Source organism: Butyrivibrio sp. M55 (genome assembly GCF_900116865.1).
Taxonomy (GTDB): Bacteria; Bacillota; Clostridia; order Lachnospirales; family Lachnospiraceae; genus Butyrivibrio.
In genome coordinates this window covers 71,367-94,397 of the sequence record NZ_FPCD01000011.1, presented here as the reverse complement: position 1 = coordinate 94,397, position 23,031 = coordinate 71,367, and the positions used below count along the sequence as shown (strand labels likewise).

23 protein-coding genes are annotated in these 23,031 nt (G+C 41.0%); 3 read left to right on the top strand and 20 right to left on the bottom strand.

What is annotated here, in order from left to right; translation table 11 throughout:
* Window positions 1–6: 6 nt before the first annotated feature.
* Window positions 7–1,317 (bottom strand): plasmid recombination protein, encoded by a 1,311-nt coding sequence (locus BM398_RS12220; protein WP_092337912.1) that lies wholly within the window; start codon window positions 1,315–1,317, stop codon window positions 7–9.
* Window positions 1,318–1,906: 589 nt separating this feature from the next.
* Here BM398_RS12220 and BM398_RS12215 point away from each other — a divergent pair.
* Window positions 1,907–2,752 carry a helix-turn-helix domain-containing protein gene (locus tag BM398_RS12215; RefSeq protein WP_092337911.1) on the top strand — a complete coding sequence of 282 codons (846 nt, stop codon included), beginning with the start codon at window positions 1,907–1,909 and terminating at the stop codon, window positions 2,750–2,752.
* Window positions 2,753–3,159: 407 nt separating this feature from the next.
* Here BM398_RS12215 and BM398_RS12210 read toward each other — a convergent pair whose 3' ends face one another.
* From BM398_RS12210 to BM398_RS12195, 4 genes are all read right to left on the bottom strand, one after another.
* Window positions 3,160–3,672, bottom strand: coding sequence for a hypothetical protein (locus BM398_RS12210; RefSeq protein WP_092337910.1), 513 nt, complete (start codon window positions 3,670–3,672; stop codon window positions 3,160–3,162).
* Window positions 3,673–3,752: 80 nt separating this feature from the next.
* A complete protein-coding gene (locus tag BM398_RS12205; protein ID WP_092337909.1) occupies window positions 3,753–4,295 on the bottom strand; it encodes a hypothetical protein in 543 nt (180 codons plus the stop codon).
* Window positions 4,296–4,594: 299 nt separating this feature from the next.
* Window positions 4,595–5,587 (bottom strand): CPBP family intramembrane glutamic endopeptidase, encoded by a 993-nt coding sequence (locus BM398_RS12200; RefSeq protein ID WP_092337908.1) that lies wholly within the window; start codon window positions 5,585–5,587, stop codon window positions 4,595–4,597.
* A gap of 113 nt (window positions 5,588–5,700) precedes the next feature.
* Window positions 5,701–6,417 carry a hypothetical protein gene (locus BM398_RS12195; RefSeq protein ID WP_092337907.1) on the bottom strand — a complete coding sequence of 239 codons (717 nt, stop codon included), beginning with the start codon at window positions 6,415–6,417 and terminating at the stop codon, window positions 5,701–5,703.
* A 153-nt stretch (window positions 6,418–6,570) separates the two neighbouring features.
* Here BM398_RS12195 and BM398_RS12190 point away from each other — a divergent pair, with 153 nt between their 5' ends.
* Both BM398_RS12190 and BM398_RS17185 read left to right on the top strand, forming a co-directional pair.
* Entirely contained in the window at window positions 6,571–6,807 is a 237-nt protein-coding gene (locus BM398_RS12190) for a hypothetical protein (protein ID WP_139233818.1), read from the top strand.
* On the top strand, window positions 6,798–6,950 hold the full coding sequence (locus BM398_RS17185; RefSeq protein WP_175531932.1) for a hypothetical protein: 153 nt from the start codon (window positions 6,798–6,800) through the stop codon (window positions 6,948–6,950). Before BM398_RS12190 ends, BM398_RS17185 begins: the two co-directional genes overlap by 10 nt.
* A gap of 344 nt (window positions 6,951–7,294) precedes the next feature.
* Here BM398_RS17185 and rlmD read toward each other — a convergent pair whose 3' ends face one another.
* From rlmD to BM398_RS12115, 15 genes are all read right to left on the bottom strand, one after another.
* Window positions 7,295–8,971, bottom strand: a complete 1,677-nt coding sequence (gene rlmD / locus BM398_RS12185; protein WP_092337905.1) for a 23S rRNA (uracil(1939)-C(5))-methyltransferase RlmD — start codon at window positions 8,969–8,971, stop codon at window positions 7,295–7,297.
* 9 nt (window positions 8,972–8,980) lie between these two features.
* Window positions 8,981–9,247 carry a hypothetical protein gene (locus BM398_RS12180; RefSeq protein ID WP_051625188.1) on the bottom strand — a complete coding sequence of 89 codons (267 nt, stop codon included), beginning with the start codon at window positions 9,245–9,247 and terminating at the stop codon, window positions 8,981–8,983.
* A gap of 51 nt (window positions 9,248–9,298) precedes the next feature.
* The gene (locus BM398_RS12175) at window positions 9,299–11,737 is read right to left on the bottom strand and encodes an ATP-dependent helicase (RefSeq protein ID WP_092337904.1); all 2,439 of its coding nucleotides are present in this window, start codon (window positions 11,735–11,737) and stop codon (window positions 9,299–9,301) included.
* 14 nt (window positions 11,738–11,751) lie between these two features.
* Complete coding sequence (locus BM398_RS12170) at window positions 11,752–12,396, bottom strand: DUF1836 domain-containing protein (protein ID WP_092337903.1); 645 nt, start codon at window positions 12,394–12,396, stop codon at window positions 11,752–11,754.
* Window positions 12,397–12,406: 10 nt separating this feature from the next.
* A complete protein-coding gene (recN, locus tag BM398_RS12165; protein WP_092337902.1) occupies window positions 12,407–14,107 on the bottom strand; it encodes a DNA repair protein RecN in 1,701 nt (566 codons plus the stop codon).
* A 16-nt stretch (window positions 14,108–14,123) separates the two neighbouring features.
* The gene (gene argR / locus BM398_RS12160) at window positions 14,124–14,576 is read right to left on the bottom strand and encodes an arginine repressor (RefSeq protein ID WP_092337901.1); all 453 of its coding nucleotides are present in this window, start codon (window positions 14,574–14,576) and stop codon (window positions 14,124–14,126) included.
* A 33-nt stretch (window positions 14,577–14,609) separates the two neighbouring features.
* Window positions 14,610–15,461 carry an NAD(+)/NADH kinase gene (locus BM398_RS12155; protein ID WP_092337900.1) on the bottom strand — a complete coding sequence of 284 codons (852 nt, stop codon included), beginning with the start codon at window positions 15,459–15,461 and terminating at the stop codon, window positions 14,610–14,612.
* 28 nt (window positions 15,462–15,489) lie between these two features.
* Window positions 15,490–16,392, bottom strand: coding sequence for a TlyA family RNA methyltransferase (locus tag BM398_RS12150; protein WP_092337899.1), 903 nt, complete (start codon window positions 16,390–16,392; stop codon window positions 15,490–15,492).
* 6 nt (window positions 16,393–16,398) lie between these two features.
* The gene (gene dxs / locus BM398_RS12145) at window positions 16,399–18,249 is read right to left on the bottom strand and encodes a 1-deoxy-D-xylulose-5-phosphate synthase (RefSeq protein WP_092337898.1); all 1,851 of its coding nucleotides are present in this window, start codon (window positions 18,247–18,249) and stop codon (window positions 16,399–16,401) included.
* A 6-nt stretch (window positions 18,250–18,255) separates the two neighbouring features.
* Window positions 18,256–19,200 (bottom strand): polyprenyl synthetase family protein, encoded by a 945-nt coding sequence (locus BM398_RS12140; RefSeq protein ID WP_092337897.1) that lies wholly within the window; start codon window positions 19,198–19,200, stop codon window positions 18,256–18,258.
* Window positions 19,200–19,433 (bottom strand): exodeoxyribonuclease VII small subunit, encoded by a 234-nt coding sequence (gene xseB / locus BM398_RS12135; protein ID WP_092337896.1) that lies wholly within the window; start codon window positions 19,431–19,433, stop codon window positions 19,200–19,202. The genes BM398_RS12140 and xseB overlap by 1 nt, the downstream gene beginning before the upstream one ends.
* Window positions 19,434–19,447: 14 nt before the next feature.
* Complete coding sequence (xseA, locus tag BM398_RS12130) at window positions 19,448–20,668, bottom strand: exodeoxyribonuclease VII large subunit (RefSeq protein WP_092337895.1); 1,221 nt, start codon at window positions 20,666–20,668, stop codon at window positions 19,448–19,450.
* On the bottom strand, window positions 20,658–21,059 hold the full coding sequence (gene nusB / locus BM398_RS12125) for a transcription antitermination factor NusB (RefSeq protein WP_026514247.1): 402 nt from the start codon (window positions 21,057–21,059) through the stop codon (window positions 20,658–20,660). Before nusB ends, xseA begins: the two co-directional genes overlap by 11 nt.
* A gap of 25 nt (window positions 21,060–21,084) precedes the next feature.
* Window positions 21,085–21,438 carry an Asp23/Gls24 family envelope stress response protein gene (locus BM398_RS12120; protein ID WP_026655171.1) on the bottom strand — a complete coding sequence of 118 codons (354 nt, stop codon included), beginning with the start codon at window positions 21,436–21,438 and terminating at the stop codon, window positions 21,085–21,087.
* 146 nt (window positions 21,439–21,584) lie between these two features.
* A complete protein-coding gene (locus BM398_RS12115; protein WP_092337894.1) occupies window positions 21,585–23,027 on the bottom strand; it encodes a transglutaminase domain-containing protein in 1,443 nt (480 codons plus the stop codon).
* Window positions 23,028–23,031: the final 4 nt, after the last annotated feature.

Sequence of the window (23,031 nt, the reverse complement as noted above, 5' to 3'; positions counted from 1 at the left end):
TCCTTTTTAACACCGATCATGGCTTCTTTTCTTTGACGGAACATCAAGGCTTCTTTCTTTTTTGCTGTTTATGGCTTCTTTCTTCCTCTTAATATTTTCTATAATGCTTGGTCTGAGTTCATTCTCTATCTTTCTGAGAAGCTGATTCTTTTTTGATTCTGAAGAAAAAGTCCTCTTTACACTTTCCACAACTCTGCTCTTAATACCCGTAAACCTCCGTTGAAGTTTTGTTAGCTGTTCAACCGCAAATCCTCCAAGAACCTTTGTCTTTAAATCTGTAGAGCCATTGATCTCATTCTTTAGCTTCGTGATTTCTTTGTCCGATTCTTTCCTCACATTCTCGGTAACTTCATCTATCATATCCTCACAGGCTTTGTGATAAGCCACTGCTGTTATATCGCTGATAAATGATTCCACATCATCAAGTTCAAGCTCTTTCTTCGTTTTTTCATCATCCAGCTTGCCAATATCATTCTCCAGTCCTGCTTTCTGTTCTGTCAGCAGACTGTTATCAATGATAAGCTTACTGTTTTCATTTCGAAGATTATCGAGTTTTTCGGATATCTGACCGGCGATAAACTCCTGCTTTTCCATATATTTCTTTCCTCCGTAGATTGGTACTTCCTCAATCATAAGCCCGTGTTCCTTACAGATATCCACCAGAAGCTTTCTACATTCTGCGTCATAACTCATCTTACGATTGTTATATTTACCTTCCTTCTTCGAAGTATCAGGAAGCTCAAATCCCATCTCTTTTAGTGCCTGTTCCTGCTTAGGTTGTCGTTCACCATATCTGTTTGTCACATCAAAAACATGCCTCTCATGAATGTGCGGTGTGTTCTCATCAAGATGGAGCGCCCAGTCAAGAGTGTGAACATGGTCACCATACCTTCGATTGATCTCATCAAAAAATTCGGTAGTGATGGATGCCAGAACATCCGGATCAGCATGCATGTTCATATCCCCTATCTGATAAATTGTTTCCTCAGGACAAGTCTTGCCATTTGCCCTAAGATCATCTGTCGTCCTACATCTTTCCCTGTGACCTGCTTTAATATTACGTTCATTCTGTCCATCGACATAATCCTTATAGACTAGGTCATAAAAACCTTTTTCAACATCTGTAAAGGAAATGTTGTTTTCACCAAGTTCCTCGTGACGGATTATCTCCCTGTCGATGCAATTCCAATACAGATTGTTTTTGGTGTACTCTCTTTTTAGTTCTTCTGCTTTTTCCAGTTCGAACTCTCTATCATTGTGTTTGGGATTATAAGTTCCATGTGCTCCCGATCTACCATTATGTCTTGAAACTCTCATATCACTTTTATCCTCCATAAAATACGCGATAGTCATAATAGTTGTTTTAAAAAATTTGTTCGGCCGAAAAGCACCGTCTTCAAGGGCTATAAAGGCCCGAGTCGACAAAAAATACCCAGTATGGTATGTCGATTCCAACATACCTACTGGGCGGGGTTTCACCCTCGACCTGACAAAGGAGCTTCGCCCCCTTGACCCCTTTTCAGTGAAAATGGCTGCACCATTTTCTCCGAAAATTGCTTTCCGCAACCACTCGCTTTCTATTCTTTAGCAGTAATCTTTTTGCTTAAGTTGCCGTCTCCCCTCCTGAGTTCCTAACAAGTATCCTCTAAGATCATGTTAGCCATTTAGACTGTTTTGGGCTTTGTCGTTTGCTGCACCTTGGCTCGCTCTGTCCATCAGACGTCTTCGCTTAGCTTTCCCCGGGTTGAGTATTCATTCGGAACGGTCATTCGCTTTTTCTATCTTTATTAAAAAGAAAAAACGACCCACTCCTTCCTATACACGAAACGTCGTGATTGCAAATCAAAAAGATATAAAAACGACATATCGGTGTGATATCATATTTTTAATATGAGAGGTATTTTTTATGGAATCAGTAAATGTACGCTTAAAAGATTTAAGATATTTGAACGGTGAGGCAAAGCTCACTCAGAAAGACGTTGCCGACAAGCTAGGCATAGCTGCGACCTCAATTGCTGATTACGAAAAAGAAGGTCACTATGTTCCAAGTAACGTACTGATAAAATATTGCAATGCTTTTCATGTTTCTGCTGATTATCTTCTGGGACTTACCAATACCCTCAAGCAGCCACATTATGAGATACATGAACTTGGACTTACTGATGGTGCTCTTGATAAACTTAGAAGTGAAGAAGTAGATTCCGCTCTTTTGTCTGAAATAATCGAGCATAAAAACTTTGACAATATGCTTTTGGACGCAGCCATCTATGTTAACGGATTTGTGGATGAATCAATTCAGAAATTTAATGATACTGTTCAAATCGAACGCATAAAACAAGAAGGTGCCGATATTAAATCAAGAGAAGTTCAGAAGAAACTTCTTGAAGCTGACTATGTCAGAATGAATCAGGATTATCTTTTCTCCGGCAGGATGGCAAATGCATTACTCTCCATTCTTCGAGACATAAAGTTCAATCATAAAAATGATTCTTCAACCTCAGATTATCAGGATGGTTATTCTGATCAAAAGGCATTGATGAAGATAATATTTGATGAATATAACAAAGAAAAAGAGAAGATGTCTTTTGGTAAGCTGATTCACAAGAGCCTGCTTCACATACTTGGCGTAAAAATAAGCGACTCCGAGCTAGACAGAGTCGCTAAAAGTAATGATCCAACCGAACTTGGAAATATGATGGAACAATCTCCACTTATAGAGCCTGATGCAAGAAAGCGAAGAAGGAAAAAGTAGCACAGGATTTCCCATGCTATTTGATTCATTATGTACAATATTAAGCTTCTTTTCGAAAGAATAACTCTCTTTTTTCCGAGATCGTTTTAGACCTTCATCGCCTAACATATTATAGTTATTTACCCATTCTAGAATATGATGTGAACTAGCTACACTGTACTTTTTTGCTAAATAGTCCTTTCCACCTTCTCCTTTGAGGTATGCTAAGACTACCTTTTTCTTAAAATCAAAATCATATTTTGCCATAAAAATACCGACCTCCCAAAAGTTAGATTTTTGGTCTAACTTTTTGGGGTCGGTACACTTTGATCACTTTAGCGAGGTCCTTTTTTTGTGTAGAGCGTAAAGGTATTCTATTGCTTCACAATACAGCTCGTGCGCAAGCATTTCGTAAACGTAAATGCTATTTACTTGTCTATATAATCCCACACATTTATGGATAAGCCGGTATCCTCTTCTTCATCAATTATTCCGGGCACAAACTGCGTAGAATGTGTATCTCCCGTGGCACGGTCGATGTAAAAATACTCGTGCGAACCGGTATATGATCTAAAATCAATCCTTATCTCATCTGCGCCTTCCTCAGAGCTGACAACGCAATAAACGGAAGCTTCTCCGTCATACTCCTCCAGACTCGGGTTTTCTTCAGTACAGATATACTTCCATACCGCATCACGGGCCTGCTCATCGGTAAGCACCTTGGTGCCGGATTCACCTGAATCTCCTGCTGCACCTTCCTGCTCTGCTGCCACATCTGTGCTCTCATCGACAGCGTTAGTATCCGCAGCTTCACTATCTCCTGCTGCCGATTGAGATTCCACAGCAGACGGCGCATCAGTTATCTCAACATCATTTTTCTTTTCACATCCCACAACAATCAAACTCATTGCCACGATTGGCACAAGTATTCTCATCTTCATACATAAATCTCCTCGTAAAATAAAACTCTCTCGCATTTGCATCAGTTTTATCAGTTTTTTCCATTACAATCCATAATTCTTTAAGCTTCATTATCTTTGTAAAGCATTCCAGCATCATTGATTTTTTCATAAACAGTAATCAATTCATCTAACCCATCCAAATTTGTTTCAGTATAACCATTATGTTTTAAAACACAAACTATCAGTTCCAATAGTTTTTTCCATTCATTCAAAAACTGTTCAATTGGCATTTTTATCGAATTATTGTTATTCAATAAATCCTCCAAATCTCCCACAGTACAATCCCAATGTGATAATATATTTATTTCTCCTGCACTCCATTCTATTTTCCAATCACATCGAAATGTATCAGGAAGCCAACATATATTTAAACTTCCCTTTTCACTCTCCATAATTTTCTTTAAAATTTTAACAAGATCTTCTATCATATAGCTAATATCATATTTATAAGATAATGGTACATAAATATGGTTCCAAACCAAAAAGGCATCTTCTGTATTTAAGGGAAAACTATCCTCGACAGCATCCGATAAGCTTTCGATACATTCATCATTAGTTCTATTTAAGTATTTTGGGTTACTAACCTGTATAAAAAAATTCATTTCATTTTCTCCTCGTATTTGTATTATAAAAACTCTTATCACTCCATTGGATAACCATGCCACGTTCCAGTTCCATTATTCCTAATCCACATTTTACTTGCTGGTTTCGTTGTTCCATACATTCACACAGACCAAACATCGCCTACATTAAACCCTTTATCGATTTTTCATATTATAAAATTTTTCCTGCAAAGATTGCAATATAAAAGCAGCCTTCCGGAATGAGCCTAATTCCCTGCCCAAACCAAAAGGCTGCATATTTGCTGTGTTAAACACTCCGATTTATATGTAAAACTGAATTAAGCAGCTTTTTCTTGTATTACATTCTCAGCATCAATAATTGGCTGCAATTTGCTGTCTCTGATAAGATAAAGTCCAAGAATTACAGATACTACACAAATAAGGATTGATTTGATAATAATGCCGTTTCCAAGCCATTCGCCAATGAGAACATCCATATCACTTCTGTTTGCGAAGACCATTGGATAGATCATAAGGCTTATATCAAACAAATAGTGAAGTACCATATTGCCCCAAAGATTTCCTGTTCTAATATAAAGTGCAGCAAGGAAAAAACCTATTCCAACAGCATAGATTATCTGTGCATAGATGGGCGTAGGATCAACTGCCCCATCCAAATTAGTAAAATGCAATGCTCCAAAGAATATCGAAGATAATGCCATAGCAACAATATAAGAAGCTTTATTGTTTCCAAAAGCGTTTCTTAGGAATGTAAATAAAAAACCTCTAGCGATAAGTTCTTCACTAATTCCAGCTCCTATAAACATGGTAATAAAAAACGATACCACCAATTTGCTATCCATAAGCGGTGTTCCGTACTCAGTAAATGATTTATACAAGTTGGTGATAAGGTAAAAAGCTGTAACCGCCGTCATCACACCACCAATCACAAATGTATCCTTAAAACTCTTAAACGAAAAAGCAAAAACCTCTTTATGTCCAAAAATAATTACAGATAATACAAGAATTAGTATCAGCGCTATCCTACCAAATATACCAGGTATATATGCAGACGCAACCAAAGCGAGTGCTATAGTCACTATTATTCCCAATAAATATTTTACAGTTTTCATTTTGTTCTCCTCTTGTGTTACTATTACAGTCATACTATGTCTAACATAGTATGTTATACTACGGCTAACATGGTATGTCAACATGACTTTTGCATAAATATAAAACAGCCTTCCAGATGAGCTTAACTCCCTGCTCATTCCGTAAGGCTGCCTATTTGCTACATTATTTTCTTTATCTTCTTTTCTTAGCTCTTCCATACACTTTAGTCTCAAAACGTGTCAGAACTGCACCGGTAATAAGACCAACAGTCCGATTCTTTACTCGGTTTGCAAATCTGTATGAAACAAGAGACGCCCCGGTCGCAATATCCTTAATCCCATGCAGACTTAAGCGTAGACCTATCCAGAGGCTTATAGGTATTCAGATATTTCTCATATTCCTGCATTGTGATTTCTTTGTCATTAAGAAGGAACATACTGTTCTCATCGTAGTTATCCTTATCCGGATAACCGGCTGAAATCTCGAAACTCTCTACTTTCTCCCCATTTGAGCCATATAATGCAAATTCAATATTTTGTCTTCCAACATGCCCAAAATCTGTGTGAACCACGTATGCCTTGCCCTCGCCTGCATAGATATCGCAAATAGTTGCTATTCCGCCGCCGCAATCAAGACATGTAAATTCACCATTAATGACATCATAAATATCGAAACCGTAATATGGTCCTACAACCAAAAGCTCGTCTTCACCGTCACTATCTACATCATAGTAATATGCCTCCGGTTTCTCACCTAAATCGTCAAAAGACTCTGCATATATCTCTAAGAAAGTCTGCCCATCAACAGAAAGATCGTCACTTAAAAATAACTGATATGGTGTAAAATCGTCATCTGCTGCAGTTGCCTGCTCGCTTGCAGCTTCTGCCGCCTGTGCCTCATCTCCGGCAGATGTTGTTTCAAGTTCATTGGAAGCAGCATCGTTTGCTCCTCCGATGTTTTCCGAATCTTGAGCTTTATCATTCCCAACGCATCCAACCATACCTATAATCATAAGACAAGTTAATACTAACGCTATATTTCTTTTCATGTTAAATAAATCTCCTTTAAAAAATCAAACACAACCACTTATATTTATAATAGCATGATGATGCCAGATTCGGAATTGCATTTGTTGCAAAAACACACTTATAATCTTTATTATCGAATGAAGGGTTGTAAAGATGGTGATATTTGGGGCGCGATGACTGAGTATAATATTGGTGTTGAAGATGGCTCAATAAATGGCTCCAAAGAATTTTTGGAACATTTTGGTAAAGGTGATGCGGAAAAAGGCATGGAAAAGTTAAAAAAAGAACTTGATAAAGAAACTCCGATAACTAATATTCTTAGTAGAAATACAACGCCACAAGCAGTCGAAATCCAAAAAGCAGATTTTTTGGATTATGTGTCTGACCAAAGTGGAGTTGATTGGGAATAACAATTGATAATTTCTTACCGGATGCTGAGCAAAACGCATTAGATTCCTATAGCAATGTTATGGAAGCTACAAATGCAGATGCTCTCAAGGAGCGCTATAATAAAGCGCTTTCTATATGTGATGAGCTCAATGAAGGATTATAATGGTTATTTTTACGTTTGATATATCATAATGCGATGGTTCAACCAGATTAAAAAGAAATTTGGTTGAACCATTTTTATGTATACTTGTCAAACTAAATGCAACACCAAACACCTGTCAGAGTAACTGCAATTCAAATTGCAGTTACCTTGAAAAATAACTTCTTCCAAATTTATTTAATGTGCTTTTGCAAGAAAATGCATAAAGCAATATAATGTGCCGTTATTGCTCTAAATTGTAAGAAAACACCCCATCTTAATAAACAAACTTATTAAGATGGAGTGCCACAAAACTTAAATTTGAATTATCTAATTTACAGGCACCTGTCCAGGATACCTCTTATTACTTAAATCATCTTAAAATGCTTAAGTGCTTCCTCAATAGCCTTTTCCTTATCAGGTGGACACTGAGGCTGTTTTCCGTCCGAATTTCCTGTCTGATTATAATTCTCATGTTCGAGTATTCCGTGTTTTCTCTTTACTTGTGCGATATAGAGATTAGGTACACTAAATTGATAATTATTCTCAACCCATTCTCTGATTTTATTATAAGTGGCCTTTGCCTCTGCACTTGTAATGTTAAGATCCTTTGAAGCTACTTCCACTTCTATGTGTTGTTCAGCACTTTTGAGTTTGGACAATAAACATACCGTCTCAACATGGCTCGTCCATGGGAACTGATCATGAGCGACAGCTCTGGTCATGACATAGCCGTTCTCCTGAAATATTTCGAGGTCGCGGGCAAGGCTTGTGGGCTTGCACGAAACGTAGATAATATATGGCACGCCGTAGCTGATAATCTTGGTGAGTGCCTTAGGATTGATTCCATCGCGGGGCGGATCGAGAATAATAAGATCTGGCTTTTCTTCAATCTCATCAAGGACTTTGAGCACATCACCTGCGATAAAGTGGCAATTGTCCAGATGGTTGAGCCGCGCGTTCTCTTTAGCGGCCTCGACAGCTTCATCGACAATCTCGACACCGATAACCTTGTTGGCAACGGGTGCAAGAAGCTGGGCAATTGTGCCGGTTCCGGAGTACAGATCAAAGATAACCCCGTCGTTTCCAATCTTGCCCTGATCGTACAGGCTCTTTATATATCCGCGTACAGTCTTGTACAGGACTTCCGCACTCAGACTATTCGTCTGAAAGAACGAAAACGGACTGATCTTGAATTTAAGTCCCAAAAGATACTCATAGAAATAATCCTGACCGAAAAGAATCTCGGTACCCTCGTCTATAACCGCATCCGCAAGACTGTCATTCTTAGTATGCAGAATGCCCACAATCCTACCGCTTAAGCTAAGATTAAGAAGCGCGTCCTTAAATCCCTCAAGATTGTGTTCTTCCTTTGTCGTAGTAATAAGATCGACAAGAATATCTCCCGTCTTTACGGCACGTCTTACAAGCAGGTGTCTCAAATAGCCTTCCTGCTTCATTCTGTGATAAAAAGATATTTCCTTCCTCTCATACATGGGAGTGAAATAATCAAGCGTAGCGCTCAGAATTGCCTTGTAATCATCATCAACAATACGGCATCCCGAGACAGTCACGATGTCATAAAAACTTCCTTTTTTGTGCATACCAAGACAAAGAGGTCCGCCTACGACTTCATCACCGAAGCTGAACTCCATCTTATTTCTGTATGCAAATTTTACGGGGCTGGTCTTTATGCCTTCCCATGTAACTTTTGAGCTCTGTCTCTCAATAGCAGGCTTAAGTATACTTCTGACCTGCTGTTCCTTGAGCCCGAGCTGCTTTACGTAAGGCATGGTAAGATAACTACAGCCTCCGCATTTTCCGAAATGGATGCAGGGGCTTTCAACGTAGTCCGGAGATTCTTCCAAAACTTCGAGAAGTCTTCCCTCAGCTCTGTCTTTTCTCACTTTTTGAATTTGTACAGAGACCTTCTGATCGGGAAGGACGCCCTTAACGACGACCTTTCCCTCCGAAGTCTCAATTATTCCCTTATTGGGAAATTCCACTCTTTTAACTGTTCCTGATATAACTTCTTTTTTCTTCACGGCCTGTTCTTAGCTTTCTCTCATAAATTCTTCGTCATCGAAATCATCGTCGAAGTCATCAAAATCATCATCATAGAAATCATCTTCGTAAGCCGGTGTCATGTAGCGGTATACCATATAAGCAATGATGGCAACTGCCGATACAGAGCCGATAACCGCAAGCACCCACAGAATCACGTTGGAAGGCTTCTTTGCATTTGCAGCCGCTCTCTTATCGAGAAGTTCGTTAATTCGTGTCATTTCAATAATATCGTCAATCTTAGATTTTACTTCCATATGTGACCCCTTTCTCATAAAAAAATATATGAATAGTATAGCACACCTTATTCAGATTTTCTTCAACTTGGCGAATGCAGCGTACATAATCTTCTGTCCGCATTCATCAAAATTAACGGTAACCTTATAGTCTCTTGGTCCCTGTTCAAGCGAAGTTACAACGCCTACGCCATACTTTATATGGCTTACCTTGTCTCCTACGCCGTATTCAGGCTTTCCGCCCGTTGTGGGCATTCCCTTGGAAAGGCCTGCAAGAGAACCTCTGGCATAAGTCTTTGCGGCGGATGCAATGTAGGGCTTTTCTGAAGGAACAGCTCTCTTTTCCTTCTTAGGTGGCTTAGGTACAGCCTTGATCCTGTATGTATTTGCAAGTTCAGATCTTCCGGCAACGTTCTTGTTACCATAAGAACTTGCACCAAATCCCTTTGAATTTGAATACGCCGACTTTATTCCCGAATTTGAACTTCCGAAAGTATCTTCAACACTCTCATAATCATCGATCGTATCGCCGTCATCAAAAAGAAATGCCGGCTTACTCTCAGCACCCGATCTTTCGATCATCGTATAAGGAATCTCGGAAATAAATCTGCTGAGACGGTTAAACTGCGTCTCTCCGCGAACCATTCTTCTCTTAGCTGCAGTGAGTGTCAAATGCCTCTTGGCTCTTGTAATTCCAACATAGCAAAGTCTTCTCTCTTCCTCGATACCCTCAGGATCCGCATCCTCGGTAGCAAGTGCCATATATGAAGGGAAAACTCCCTCTTCCATTCCGGCAAGATATACGTGCTCAAACTCAAGTCCCTTGGCACTGTGAAGAGTCATAAGAAGGACTTTCTCATTATCCTCGCCTATTCTGTCTATATCCGCAACAAGGGCAACTTCTTCAAGGAATCCCGAAAGAGTAGGCTCGTCTTCCTCCATGTTTTCCTCATACGCAGCGATCTTGGAAATAAGTTCGTCCACGTTCTGCGCCCTGTCATTGTCTTCATTCTCATCGTCATCCAAAGTCTTAAGATAATCCATATATCCTATGACATCGATGACATCCTTTAAGAGCTCCTCAAGCGAATAAGTCTTCATCTTGGTTCTGAACGCTCTTATCATTGTAACAAAGTCACTAAGCTTACTTACGCTCCTCGAAACAGCCATTATCTGATCCGCTTCGCAAAGAGCATCATAAAAGCTTATCTGCCTCTCATCGGCATAAGCCTGGACATAATCCACAGTGGTCTGACCGATGCCCCTCTTGGGAACATTGATAATTCTTCTTACCGCAACATCATCAAGACCGTTATCAATTGTCTTAAGATATGCCAAAAGATCTTTTATCTCGCGTCTTGCATAGAAATTCGTTCCGCCTACGATATCGTAAGGAATTCCTTCAACGACAAAACGCTCTTCTATAAGTCGCGACTGGGCATTTGTCCTATACAGGATTGCCGTATCACTGTAGTTAAGCTTCCCGTTTCTCTTAAGCTTACCTATGTCGCTGGCAATAAATTCAGCTTCATCATAAGCTGTATCAAACTGCTTTAATTTAACGATATCGCCGTCTTTAACTTCAGTCCAAAGAGCTTTCTCCTTGCGGCCTCCGTTATTGCTGATAACCGCATTTGCCGCATCAAGGATCTGCTGCGTCGATCTGTAGTTCTGCTCTAATTTAATGACAACGGCGTCTTTATAAACCTTCTCAAAATCAAGAATATTCCTGATATTAGCACCTCTGAAGCGATAGATACTCTGGTCGTCGTCACCTACAACGCAAAGGTTTCTGTACTTATCGGCAAGTACACGGATAAGCTCAAACTGTGCATTGTTCGTATCCTGATACTCATCGACCATTATGTACTTAAAGCGCTCCTGATAACTGTCAAGAACATCCGGATTTGTCTTAAAGAGTTCGACCGTCTTCATGATAAGATCGTCAAAATCCATCGCATTGTTCTTTTTAAGAGCGTTTTGGTACTCAGTGTATGCCTTGGATATCCTGACTTTAATAAAGTCATTCTGCGTATTGAGAGCGTATTCCTCGGGCGTAACAAGATTGTCCTTGCACGTGGATATGCTTCCCATGATCCTCTTAAGCTTAAGCTGAGTGGTCTCAAGCTGATACTTCTTGCAGATATCCTTCATAAGGCTCTTGGAATCATCCGTATCATAGATTGTAAAATTGTTCCCGAAGCCGATTCTGTCAGCGTATCTTCTGAGTATCTTAACGCAGCTTGAATGGAAAGTTGAAACCCAGATACTCTCTGCGCCAAAGCCGACAATCTTATCGACCCTTTCTCTCATCTCTCCCGCTGCCTTATTTGTAAATGTGATTGCCATGATATTCCAGGGATTTACTCCGCACTCATCAATAAGATAAGCAACCCTGTGAGTCAAAACCCTGGTCTTACCCGATCCTGCTCCCGCAAGAATAAGCACAGGGCCGTCTGTCTGAAGAACAGCCTTTTTCTGCTGTGAATTAAGTGTATCGTATATTCCCATCTATAAATAAATCCTTACTTCTTTTTCTTTTCCTTTGCAGGCTTCTCTTTATCCTTGGATTCTTTGTCCATGGTGTTGTCTATTATCTTCTCGATCAGAAGCTTTTTTACATAGACATCGTATGAAAGAAGAACGATAAAAGAAAACATCTGCATCCTTTTCTTTTCTTCTTCGGAAAGCCCTGCATCATCAAATGTCTCAAGCGATCTCTCGTACTTTTTCTTAAGATCTTCTATAACAGGTTCAAGTTCCTCTTCCTGAAGCGCAAAAGCACGCTCATAGATACTTCCAAGATTAAGCTCATCATCGCTTACATGAAATCTTTCTTTTAAAGGTTCAAGCAAAGTCTGTATGTCGCTTATCGACAAGATATTTTTAAGATAATAAATAAAAATAAGCAAAATGATATGATCTTTTGAATACTTCTTCCTAATGGGAGGCGGCAAAAGATCGTTCTTTGCATAGTTATTTATCATTGTCTTAGTAAGTATCTTATCCGTGTCGGGATGACGCGTTGACCTCTTAAGGCGCTCATCCATGAAAGTGGTGAGCTGATCCATATACAGGTCAATATTGGGGATGTCATCCAGCGAAATAGCATTTATTCTGCCAAGTGACGCTATCACACTGTTGATAAGGTCGTCATTATCTATAGTCATTATTTGTTCCTCATGCCTTTAATAAAGCTTTTTTCTCAAGAGCCATCTGTTTCATTTCACGTGCATTTAAAAGAGTCGCCTCGGTGAGTTCATCACCTCCGAGAAGCCTTCCAAGTTCCTTCTCCGACAGCTTTTCGGAAAGAGCGTAAATAGATGTAACCGTCCTTCCACCGTCAAGTCCCTTTTCAATCATATAATGCGTATCCGCCATTGCCGCGATCTGCGGAAGATGCGTGATACAGATTATCTGATGATTTGCTGAAAGTTCTCCGAGCTTTTGTGACACCTTCCATGCCGTTCTTCCGCTTATACCCGCGTCAATCTCATCAAAGATGAGCGTGCTGATATCATCTCTATCCGCAACAACGGTCTTAAGCGCAAGCATGATCCTCGAAAGCTCACCGCCGCTCGCTATCTGATCAAGCGGTCTGAGCGCTTCTCCGGGATTGGTCGAAATCATGAATTGAGCCTCATCATAGCCCTTTGAAGTAATCTTATCCTCACTGCTGTCTATATCTATCTCAAATTTCACATCAAGGAAATTGAGGTCTATAAGCGCATCCTTAAGCTTCTCCTGAAGACTCTTTGCACCGTTCTTTCTGACATCCGAGATTTTCTCGCAAAGCTCTTTTACCTTCTCAAAACTCTCGTCATAGTTCTTTTTAAGCCCCGCTCTGTGCGCATCAAGATCGGATATGGCCTTAAGCCTCTCCTCTTTTTCCTCAAGGCTCTTTAATACCTGCTCAATGCTTCCGCCGTATTTATCCTTAAGATGATTTATAACATTCAATCTGTCTTCCGTAGTCCTGAACTCTTCATCATCAAATTCAAGGCCGTCAATATAGCCTGAAAGCGCATGATTAAAGTCGGTCAAAAGATTCTCCACATCCGAAAGCTGTGACAAAAGCCCCTCAAGCTCGCTGTCGTACGACACAACGGATGTAAGCTCTCTTACGGCTCTTCCAACAGCATCCGAAGCGCTCTCTTCCATCTCGCCCGATCCGGTAAGATTAAGCGCGATATTTGCTGCTTCCGATATCTTGCGCCCGTTCACCATTTTCCTATAAGCAGTCTCAAGCTGTTCATCCTCGCCGATAACAGGCTCGGCATCCGATATCTCTTTTACCTCATACTCAAGAAGTTCGGTCTCACGAAGCCTTGTATTCTCATCGATATCAGTCTCTGAGAGCTTTTTCTCAAGTTCCTTCATCTTGGCATATTCATCTGAAAGAAGCTCAAAAAGGCCGCTCAGATCGTCCTGGCAATAATTATCAAGTATCTCTATATGCTTTTTCTTGTGAAGTAGTTCCTGATGGTCGTTTTGCCCGTGAATGTTTATTAGAATATTTGAAATATCTTTGAGCTGCTTGGCTGTGACTGTTTCGCCCGATACTTTTGAAGTGCTCCTGCCCTGCATGATCTTTCTCTGGATAACAAGAGTCCCGTCTTCTTCCACGGGAATATCAAGGTCACTGAGCATTTTCCTCTGCAGGTCGTTCTCAACGCCAAATACAAGCTCAACAAGTGCGTATTCTTCGCCTGTTCTTATAAGTGAAGGATCCGCCTTTGCTCCGAGAGCAAGATTCACAGATCCGATAACAACAGACTTACCGGCACCTGTTTCTCCGGTCAAAATATTAAGCCCTTTGGAAAACTCGATTTCCTGTTCTTTTATAAGGGCAAGGTTTTTTACATGTAAACTATATAACATATTTCCCCACTCTGTATTATTGCTGCATCATTTCACGAAGCTTACTCATAACTTCCTTAGCTTCTTCTTTGCTCTTAATAGCTATCATAATGGTGTCGTCACCCGCAATACATCCGACAACTTCTTTGAACTCCAATGAATCAATTGCGGTAGCAAGCGCCATTGCCATTCCGGAAACAGTCTTTACAACAAGAAGATTCTCCGCAACATCCATGCTCACAAATCCGGCTTTCAAAACGCTGACATACTTACTCTGCATTACCTCGGGGCCGGCGGTTGTGTAAACATACTTAGAGATTCCCTCTTCGTTCACCTGCTTGGTAAGCTTAAGTTTTCTGATGTCCCTTGAGACGGTGGCCTGCGTAACCTTGTATCCCTCTTCATTCAAAAGAGCTACAAGCTGTTCCTGCGTCTCTACCACGTTTTTAGCAATGACTTCGATGATCTTATCTTGTCTGTTCTTTTTCATTGTCGGATATTTCTCCCCCAATCTATTTTTCTCTTACATACTGAATTTTTTACCCAGAATTTCCAAAAAGCTTACTCTGTTAAATTTAACGATCTTGGTTATCTTCTTTGATTTATTGATCACCATCTTATCTCCGGCATTCAGCTCAATTGCCCCGCTGCCGTCATAAGCGGCGACAACCTTGGGATTGCGTTTGCCGCGTCCCGGAAGGAGTTCAACTTCAATCTTTGCATCTGCCGAAAGCACCATGCTTCTCGAATTGAGCGTATGCGGACATATTGGTGTTAAAAGAATCATATTAGCCGAGGGCTCCACAATAGGGCCTCCTGCTGACATATTATATCCTGTAGAACCGGTCGGAGTCGAGATGATAATTCCATCGGCATGGTAGCTGTAAAGCAAAAGGTCGTTTACATAAATATTGTAATCTATGGCCTGTATGTCCGAAGCCCTGCTTATTACAATGTCATTCAGAGCATAATCTTTTCTGTCTCCTATGACACCGCGAAGCATCATCCTGTCTTCAACATAATAATCACCTGCCAAAAAACGTGACATAGCCTCGTCAATGCCGCTCTTTTCGACTTCGGCAAGATATCCCAAAGTTCCGAGATTGACACCCAGAAGCGGTATATCCTGAAACGCAACGCTTCGCGCCGCCTGGAGCATGGTTCCGTCTCCTCCGAGAACGATACAGCAATCCGTATCTTCAGGAATATAACTCATAAATTCTCTGCCGATGGCATTTGATTCTTTTGAAAGCCCGGTGGCACAATCCGCTACAACGCACTGTTTACCGTGGCTAATAAGATAGTCCTTGATATGACCGGTAACTTCAAGGTTCAGGTCTTTACTCTTATTTGTGACAATACAAAACCGTTCCATATCTTCTCCCGCCGCATAACTTGATGACTTAATTGTCTAATTTGCCATGCGCCCTCATGACAGTCTCGGAAATAAGTTTCTCCATCTCAGGAGTATGTGAGAATCCATCTCCTCTTTCTTCTGTCTCTTTTAAGATTTTTTCACCCTCTGCCTCCGTAAGTTCCATTACTCTCTCATCGGCATCGGGATTTTTTCTTATATGTATAAGATACTCAATATTTCCCTCAGGTCCCTTAATAGGGGAATAATCGAGATGCAAAACTTCAAATCCCGCTATATCCACAAAGTCCGTGATCCTGTGAACCACTTCTTCGTGCACCTTGGGCTCTCTTACAACGCCCTTTTTACCAACTTTTTCCTTGCCTGCTTCAAACTGGGGCTTAATAAGGCATACCATTTCGCCTCCGTCTTTCAGAAGCTTTCTGGCAGGAAGAAGTATCTTTGTAAGTGAGATAAAAGAAACATCACATGACGCAAAATCAAGATTGTCATCGATATCATCCCTTACCATATATCTGAAATTGGTCTTCTCCATGCAAACGACTCTGTCATCGCTTCTAAGCTTCCAGTCAAGCTGTCCGTGTCCGACATCTACGGAATACACCTTGCTTGCGCCGTTCTGGAGCATGCAATCCGTAAAGCCGCCTGTAGAAGCACCTATATCCATGCAGATCTTCTTTTCCAAAGAAAATCCGAAATTATTGACTGCTTTCTCAAGCTTCAGGCCGCCTCTGCTGACGTAAGGAAGAGTATCGCCCTTTACTTCAAGGGTCTTTATCTTGCTCTCCTCGAAGGTTGTTCCGGGCTTATCCTCCCTCTGTCCGTTTACAAAAACGTCACCTGCCATTATAAGTGTTTTTGCTTTTTCTCTGGAAACGGCAAGTCCTCTGTTTACAAGAAGGACATCCAGTCTTTCCTTTTCTTTTGCCATATATCATTACCTGTGCAATTCATTCATAATTCTTTCTGCGATAGAATCTGCATCTATCTTAAGCTCACTTCTGAGCTTGTCGACACTTCCGTGTGTGACGAACTGATCGGGAATCGCAATACTAAGCACGCTCGCATCAATTCTGTTTGTATCGACATATTCTCTGACTTTCTCGCCAAAGCCGCCTGTAAGGACATTCTCTTCCATTGTGACAAAGAGCTTGTGACTATGTGAAGCCGCCTTGATGTAATCAGTATCTATAGGCTTGTAAAAACGTGCATTTACAAGGCTGCAGTTAAGTCCTCTGTCTTTAAGGATCTTACGCACTTCCTCGCCTATCTTTACCATAGGTCCGAGTGCAAGAAGACAGATGTCTTTCTCTTCATAAAGCGGTTCGCACTTTCCAAGCTTTACGGGTGCCCTGAAATCTTTGAGCCCGTCGTAAGCATTTCCTCTCGGGTATCTGACTGCGATTGGCATATCAAAATCCACCGCAAACTTAAGCATATCCGATAGCTCCCATTTATTCTTGGGCGCCATTATGTGCATATTCGGCATCGATGAAAGGAATGCTACATCAAAAATACCCTGGTGAGTCTCTCCGTCACTTCCGACAAGTCCCGCTCTGTCAATCGCAAAGACAACGGGGAGTTTCTGAAGACATACATCCTCAAGTATCTGGTCATACGCTCTCTGAAGGAATGATGAATAAACCGCAAATACAGGCTTATATCCTCCTGCTGCCATTCCTGCCGCAAATGTTACCGCATGTTCCTCTGCAATTCCCGCATCGATAAATCTGTCGGGATACATATTTCTAAATCTCTTAAGTCCGGTTCCGTCCGCCATTGCCGCAGTGATCGCTGCAACCTTGGCATTTCTCGCACCGAGCTTACACATTACCGTACTGAAAATATCCTGATAGTTGGCTGTGGTTCTGGGATTTCTCGGAAGTCCGTTTTCAACGATAAACGGTTCTGTTCCGTGGAATCTTGCAGGATGTCTCTCTGCAGGACCGTATCCCATGCCTTTCTTGGTCATAACGTGTATCATAACCGCCTTTTTGACCTTTTTAGCCTCTTTTATGGTCTTCTCAAGGCTTGCGACGTTATGTCCGTCTACGGGGCCCAGATACGTAATTCCAAGGTTCTCAAATACCATTCCCGGTACAAAGAGCTGTTTGAAACTGTTCTTAGCCCTTCTGATACCGTTTACAACCTTGTGATTACTGCTAAGCTGCGCATAAATATCCTCTTTGAGGTTAAGATATCCGTCTGCCGTACGAACGCTGTTGAGGTATTTCTTCATTCCTCCGACGCTCTCAGAAATGGACATCTCATTGTCATTTAAGATAATGATAAAGTTTGTCTCAAGTTTTGATGCGTTATTGAGCGCTTCGTAAGCAAGTCCGCCCGTAAGCGATCCGTCACCGATAACAGACACAACGGTATAATCTTCTCCCATAAGGTCTCTTGCCTTTACCATACCAAGTCCGGCCGATATGGAAGTCGAACTGTGTCCCGTATCAAAACAGTCCGTGCTGCTCTCACATCTTTTGGGAAATCCGCTGAGTCCCCCAAACTGCCTGAGTGTATCAAATTTATCTTTTCTACCGGTAAGAATCTTATGTGTATATGCCTGATGACCTACATCCCATATAATCTTGTCCTTTGGAAGGTCAAGTGCCAAATGAAGTGCCATTGTAAGTTCGACCGCACCCAGATTGGACGCAAGATGTCCACCTGTTTTTGAGATGCTCTCGATCAAAAAATGGCGTATTTCCCCTGCAAGTTCCTGATATTTCTGCTGGGGTATTTTCTTTATATCACCGGTTTTATTTATTAGTTCAAGTAACATAACATATCATTTCCTTCTGTAGATCAGAGAATCAAACAGATTACCCAAAAAAGAATCCTCAAATCCCTGTTTTTTCAAAATCTCCTCTGCCATTTCAGACAGCTCTTTTACCTTTGCAGATGCAGCCTCCATGCCGTTAAGGCTGACATAGGTACTCTTGTTGTTCTTCTCATCGGAGCCGACAGGCTTTCCGATCTCATCCTGATCCCCGACTATATCAAGAATGTCGTCCTGAATCTGGAATGCTATTCCGACACAACTTCCGGCTTTCTCCATAGCTGCGACGGAATCCTTTGACGCTCCGCCCAGTATCGCGCCGATCATAAGACTACTCTCAATAAGCGCTGCCGTTTTGTTTTCGTCTATATATGAAAGTATATCACTCATCTTGTCTTTTGGAACATCGGTCGCATTTTCAGCCATTATATCTGCGCACTGACCTCCAACCATTCCGTATATTCCGGCCTTTTTTGACAGAACTTTAAGTGCCGCAAAATATCTGTTGTCCGTATCTCCGTCATAAGAACCGAGCTTATTTCCCGAAACCGCACCGTTTATCGCAGTCTCAAAAGCAAAATTCAAAAGCGCATCACCCGCAAGTGTTGCCATTCCTGCACCATATACGGCGTGTGTTGTCTTTCTTCCTCTTCTGTACTCATCGTTATCCATTGCGGGAAGATCGTCATGTACAAGAGAATAAGTATGTATCATCTCCATTGCCGCCATGAAAGGCTCAACTACCGCCTCATCGGCATCTTCACCCGCAAAAAGTTTATATGATTCAAGCATCATGACAGGCCTGAGTCTCTTTCCGCCCGCCAAAAGACTGTAATTCATAGCCTCGATTACTGTCTTTGCATATCCTTCTTCTTTCGGAAGAAACTTCTTTAATATTTCTTCCACATGCTCAGCTCTCTTTGAAAGCCCGGCATTAAAATCATTTTGTGACATTACTCAAAATCCTCCAGACTGCCATCCGTTGCAATTTTCTGTACTTTTTTCTCTACGCTCTCGATCATCTCATGACACTGCTTTAAAAGTGTCATTCCTTCCTGATATTCTTTAAAAGAATCATCAAGAGATATATCATCTTTTTCAAGCGCCTGTATCTTTTCTTCTATCTTGGAAAAAGCTTCCTCGACAGATATGTTGTTTTTTTCTTTCTGTTCCTTTTTGGCAGCCATATAGCATCTCCCTGTTATATGTTACTTCTGTCTATAGCGGTAGTCTCTGTAGCCTCCGCCTTTATAACTCCGTCGGTTACATATATTGATAATTTATCGCCTTTTTTTACCTGCTTTATGCTGCGGACATTCTTGCCGGTTTCATCCGCTGTGTACGAATATCCTCCCATAAGCCTCTCAAGCGGCGACAAACCCTTTAATTTCTGTGCATCAACCATGAATCTGTTACGTGCTTCCATGATCTTTCTGTCCATGAGAGTCTGGATCGCATCCTGCAATTTATCCATTTTGAGAAGCTTTTCCTTTATTCTGCCCATTGGACTTAAGTGTCTTAAACTGTCGGCGTACTTTGCCTCTTTTAGCTTAAGTGTACCGATCACCCTGTTCATGCTCTTTTGCAGCGTATAAGAATAGTCTTCGAGATCCTGCACAAATCTTTTGTACTCAAACACCGCAATCTCAGCCGCCGCTGAAGGTGTAGGTGCTCTTCTGTCCGCCACGTAATCGGCTATTGTTGTATCAGTTTCATGTCCGACTGCTGAAATGATTGGAACAGGGCAATTAAATATTGCTTCCGCAACAATTTCTTCATTAAAAGCCCATAAATCTTCGATAGAACCTCCGCCACGTCCGACAATGATAACATCAGTCTGCATTTCTGATAAAGTCTCGATTCCTCTGACTATGCTCTCGGCAGCCTGATCTCCCTGTACGATGGCAGGATAAAGAATAATCTGAATATGTGGATTTCTGCGGGTGGCAACATTGATAATATCCCGCACAGCCGCTCCCGTAGAAGCAGTAACTACGCCAAGAGTTTTTATATATGTCGGAATGGGCTGCTTGTACTCATCAGCAAACATTCCGGATTCCGCCAATCTCTTCTTTAACTCTTCATATTTCTCAAAAAGAGCTCCTTCGCCGTCAAGTTCGATATTTCTGGCATAGAGCTGATATTTGCCATCTCTTTCATATACATCAACAGTTCCGGAAACTTTGACCTGCTGCCCTTCCTTCATCTGAAACTTAAGGCCGCCCCTGTCTCTGTCTCCGCGAAACATTACACAAGAAATGGCACCACCCGAATCCTTCATCGTAAAATAGATGTGGCCCGAAGAGTGGTACCTGCAATTACTGATCTCCCCTTTGACTGTGATCGATCTCAAAAGGAAATCCTGAGTAAACATGTTCTTTATATAGGCATTAACTTGTGTGACTGTATACTCACTCCGCAAATTTCGCTAACACTCCATTCACAAAGGCGGGTGAACCGTCCTGTCCAAATTTCTTTGCAAGTTCAACTGCCTCATTGATAGCAACTCCGGTAGGAACAGAATCATCGTGCTTAATCTCATATACGGCAAGTCTTATTATTGTAAGTTCAACCTTGGCCATACGATCTGTGTCCCAGCCCTTTGTCTTCTCATTGATAGCCTTGTCGATATCATCGAGCTTCTCGGCTATCTTCTCATATTTTTCTCTGATATAATCAGCATCTTGTTTGGAAAAATCGTCGTCACTTGTTGAGGTAAAAAGTTCCTCCTGTTCAGGCATTTCTTCCATAGGGTTAAATTCAACACGAAAGAGCAGTTTAAATACCTGCTCTCTCAGTAAGCTTCTGTTCATCATTCTTCTCTCACTCTGATATTTTTTATGCTTTTGGCATTGTAATGCCGGCAATCCTAACATTTACGTCAGTAACTTCAAGACCTGTCATGTTCTCAATAGCTGTCTGAACACGAGTCTGAGCCTGCTGACATGTAGCAGGAATATTGTATCCGTAAGACATCATAAGAGAAAGATCAACTTTCACCTGAGTCTGTCCCACTACAACCTTGGCTCCCTTCGCAAGATTCTTGCGACTTACCTTTTCAAGTACATCGCTTGTATAATTACCTGCCATGGCGGATACACCGTCAACTTCAAGAGCTGCAAGGGCTGCTATTCTGGCTAAAACGTCATCGGCAATCTTTACTGCTCCGATTTCCGCAAGTTCTTTTCCCATATTACTTCACCTCATATTAAGTCTTTCTACATAGTATACCACACTTCTCAGTTAAATAAATAATTTCCTACGATATTAAAGCACAGAAAAACATTGTTGGCATTAACGATATTACCGCTAAAACCAACAATGTTATAGTTTACCTGTCACAACCAGAAAATAATGGTCTTGGTTTCTTCAAATGTCGTATAACGAACATTTTTCTTGTTATCTTTGTCGTAGCCGCCTCTGAGATAATCAAATACAGCTCCTTTCGATACCAATTTATCCAATAACGAATTATATACATCTTCCGTTGCGCATTTTATCGTAACATTTTCGCTTCCTTCACTGTAGCGTCTGTCAAACAGTTCTCTGACATGTTCAAGATCGTCATTCTTAAAATAAGCACCTTCTCTCACATAGTAGTTGTCCGCCATGCTGTTACATTCAGGAAGTGCAATAACATCCGAAAACTTATGATTACTCAATATATTCTCTGTTGTAACACAAAGATATTCGTAATTAACTCTCGGAAGGTTCGTTGCATTTTCACTATCGCTGCTTACCGTCTGATACGAAGAATCACCCCATGTAGTGTCAATATAATAATACTTTCCATTACATTTCACCAGATTCCACGAGTGTTTTGCATCTGAAGTTGTTCTTGTATCTACCGTTCCCGAAACAGTTATGCACTCAATACCAAGTTTATTCAGCAAATACTGCGTAGCCTTGGCATATCCGCTACATACACTCTCTCCTCCGATAAATACAGAGCAAATATTCTGGTTATCAGGCGCTCCGGACACATAGTCCGTTCTCGCGATAATATACTCATAAATATACTTGATCTTAAAATAATCATCGCCGGATGAAGGTGCACCCGAAATGCACTCATTCACGTATTTATCAATCTTTTTCTTTCTTTGGGCAACTTCTTTAAGGTCATAGGTATATTGACCCGAAAAAGCCATTTTCTCAGTGACATCACCAACAGTATACTTTTTAAAAGAATAGCCTTCCACCCAGAATATTTCGGGATGGTCGATCATCAGATAATTAAAAACTATATCTATTGCCTGTTCACTTGTTGTGGAAACATATACCTCTTCGGACTCTTTTGTAAGAACCAGATACAGTTCAGCGTAAAGAGTTCTGCCCGCCTCGGTAAGCTTGTCATAAGCATAGTTTCCTTCCTGCTCTTTCATGACCTTTTTCAAATTTTCATCGGTAAGTCCCGCCGCTTCACGAACTTTTTTTACATCACCGTCCGCGTCCGTATCAAAGAACTTTTTGTAGAATGATGAAAAATCGAAGTTTTCAGGGTCTTTTATCTTACTGGATATCCCTGAATCCAAAGAATCACTACCTTCTTCCGCTGCTTCGTCGGCGGCCTCTTTATCCTCTGAAGCAGTTTCATCTGACTCTAGAAATGTCGAATCGTCATAATCGTAATCCGACAGATCAAATGTTTTCAGTAATTCATCAATGTCAAAATACTCACAGCCACACAAAAATGTAGATGCTATAGCAACCGTGGCAATAACCACAACCATTCTTGCATGTATACCTTTAAACTTTATCTTATTAACCAAGATATTTTTCAAAATG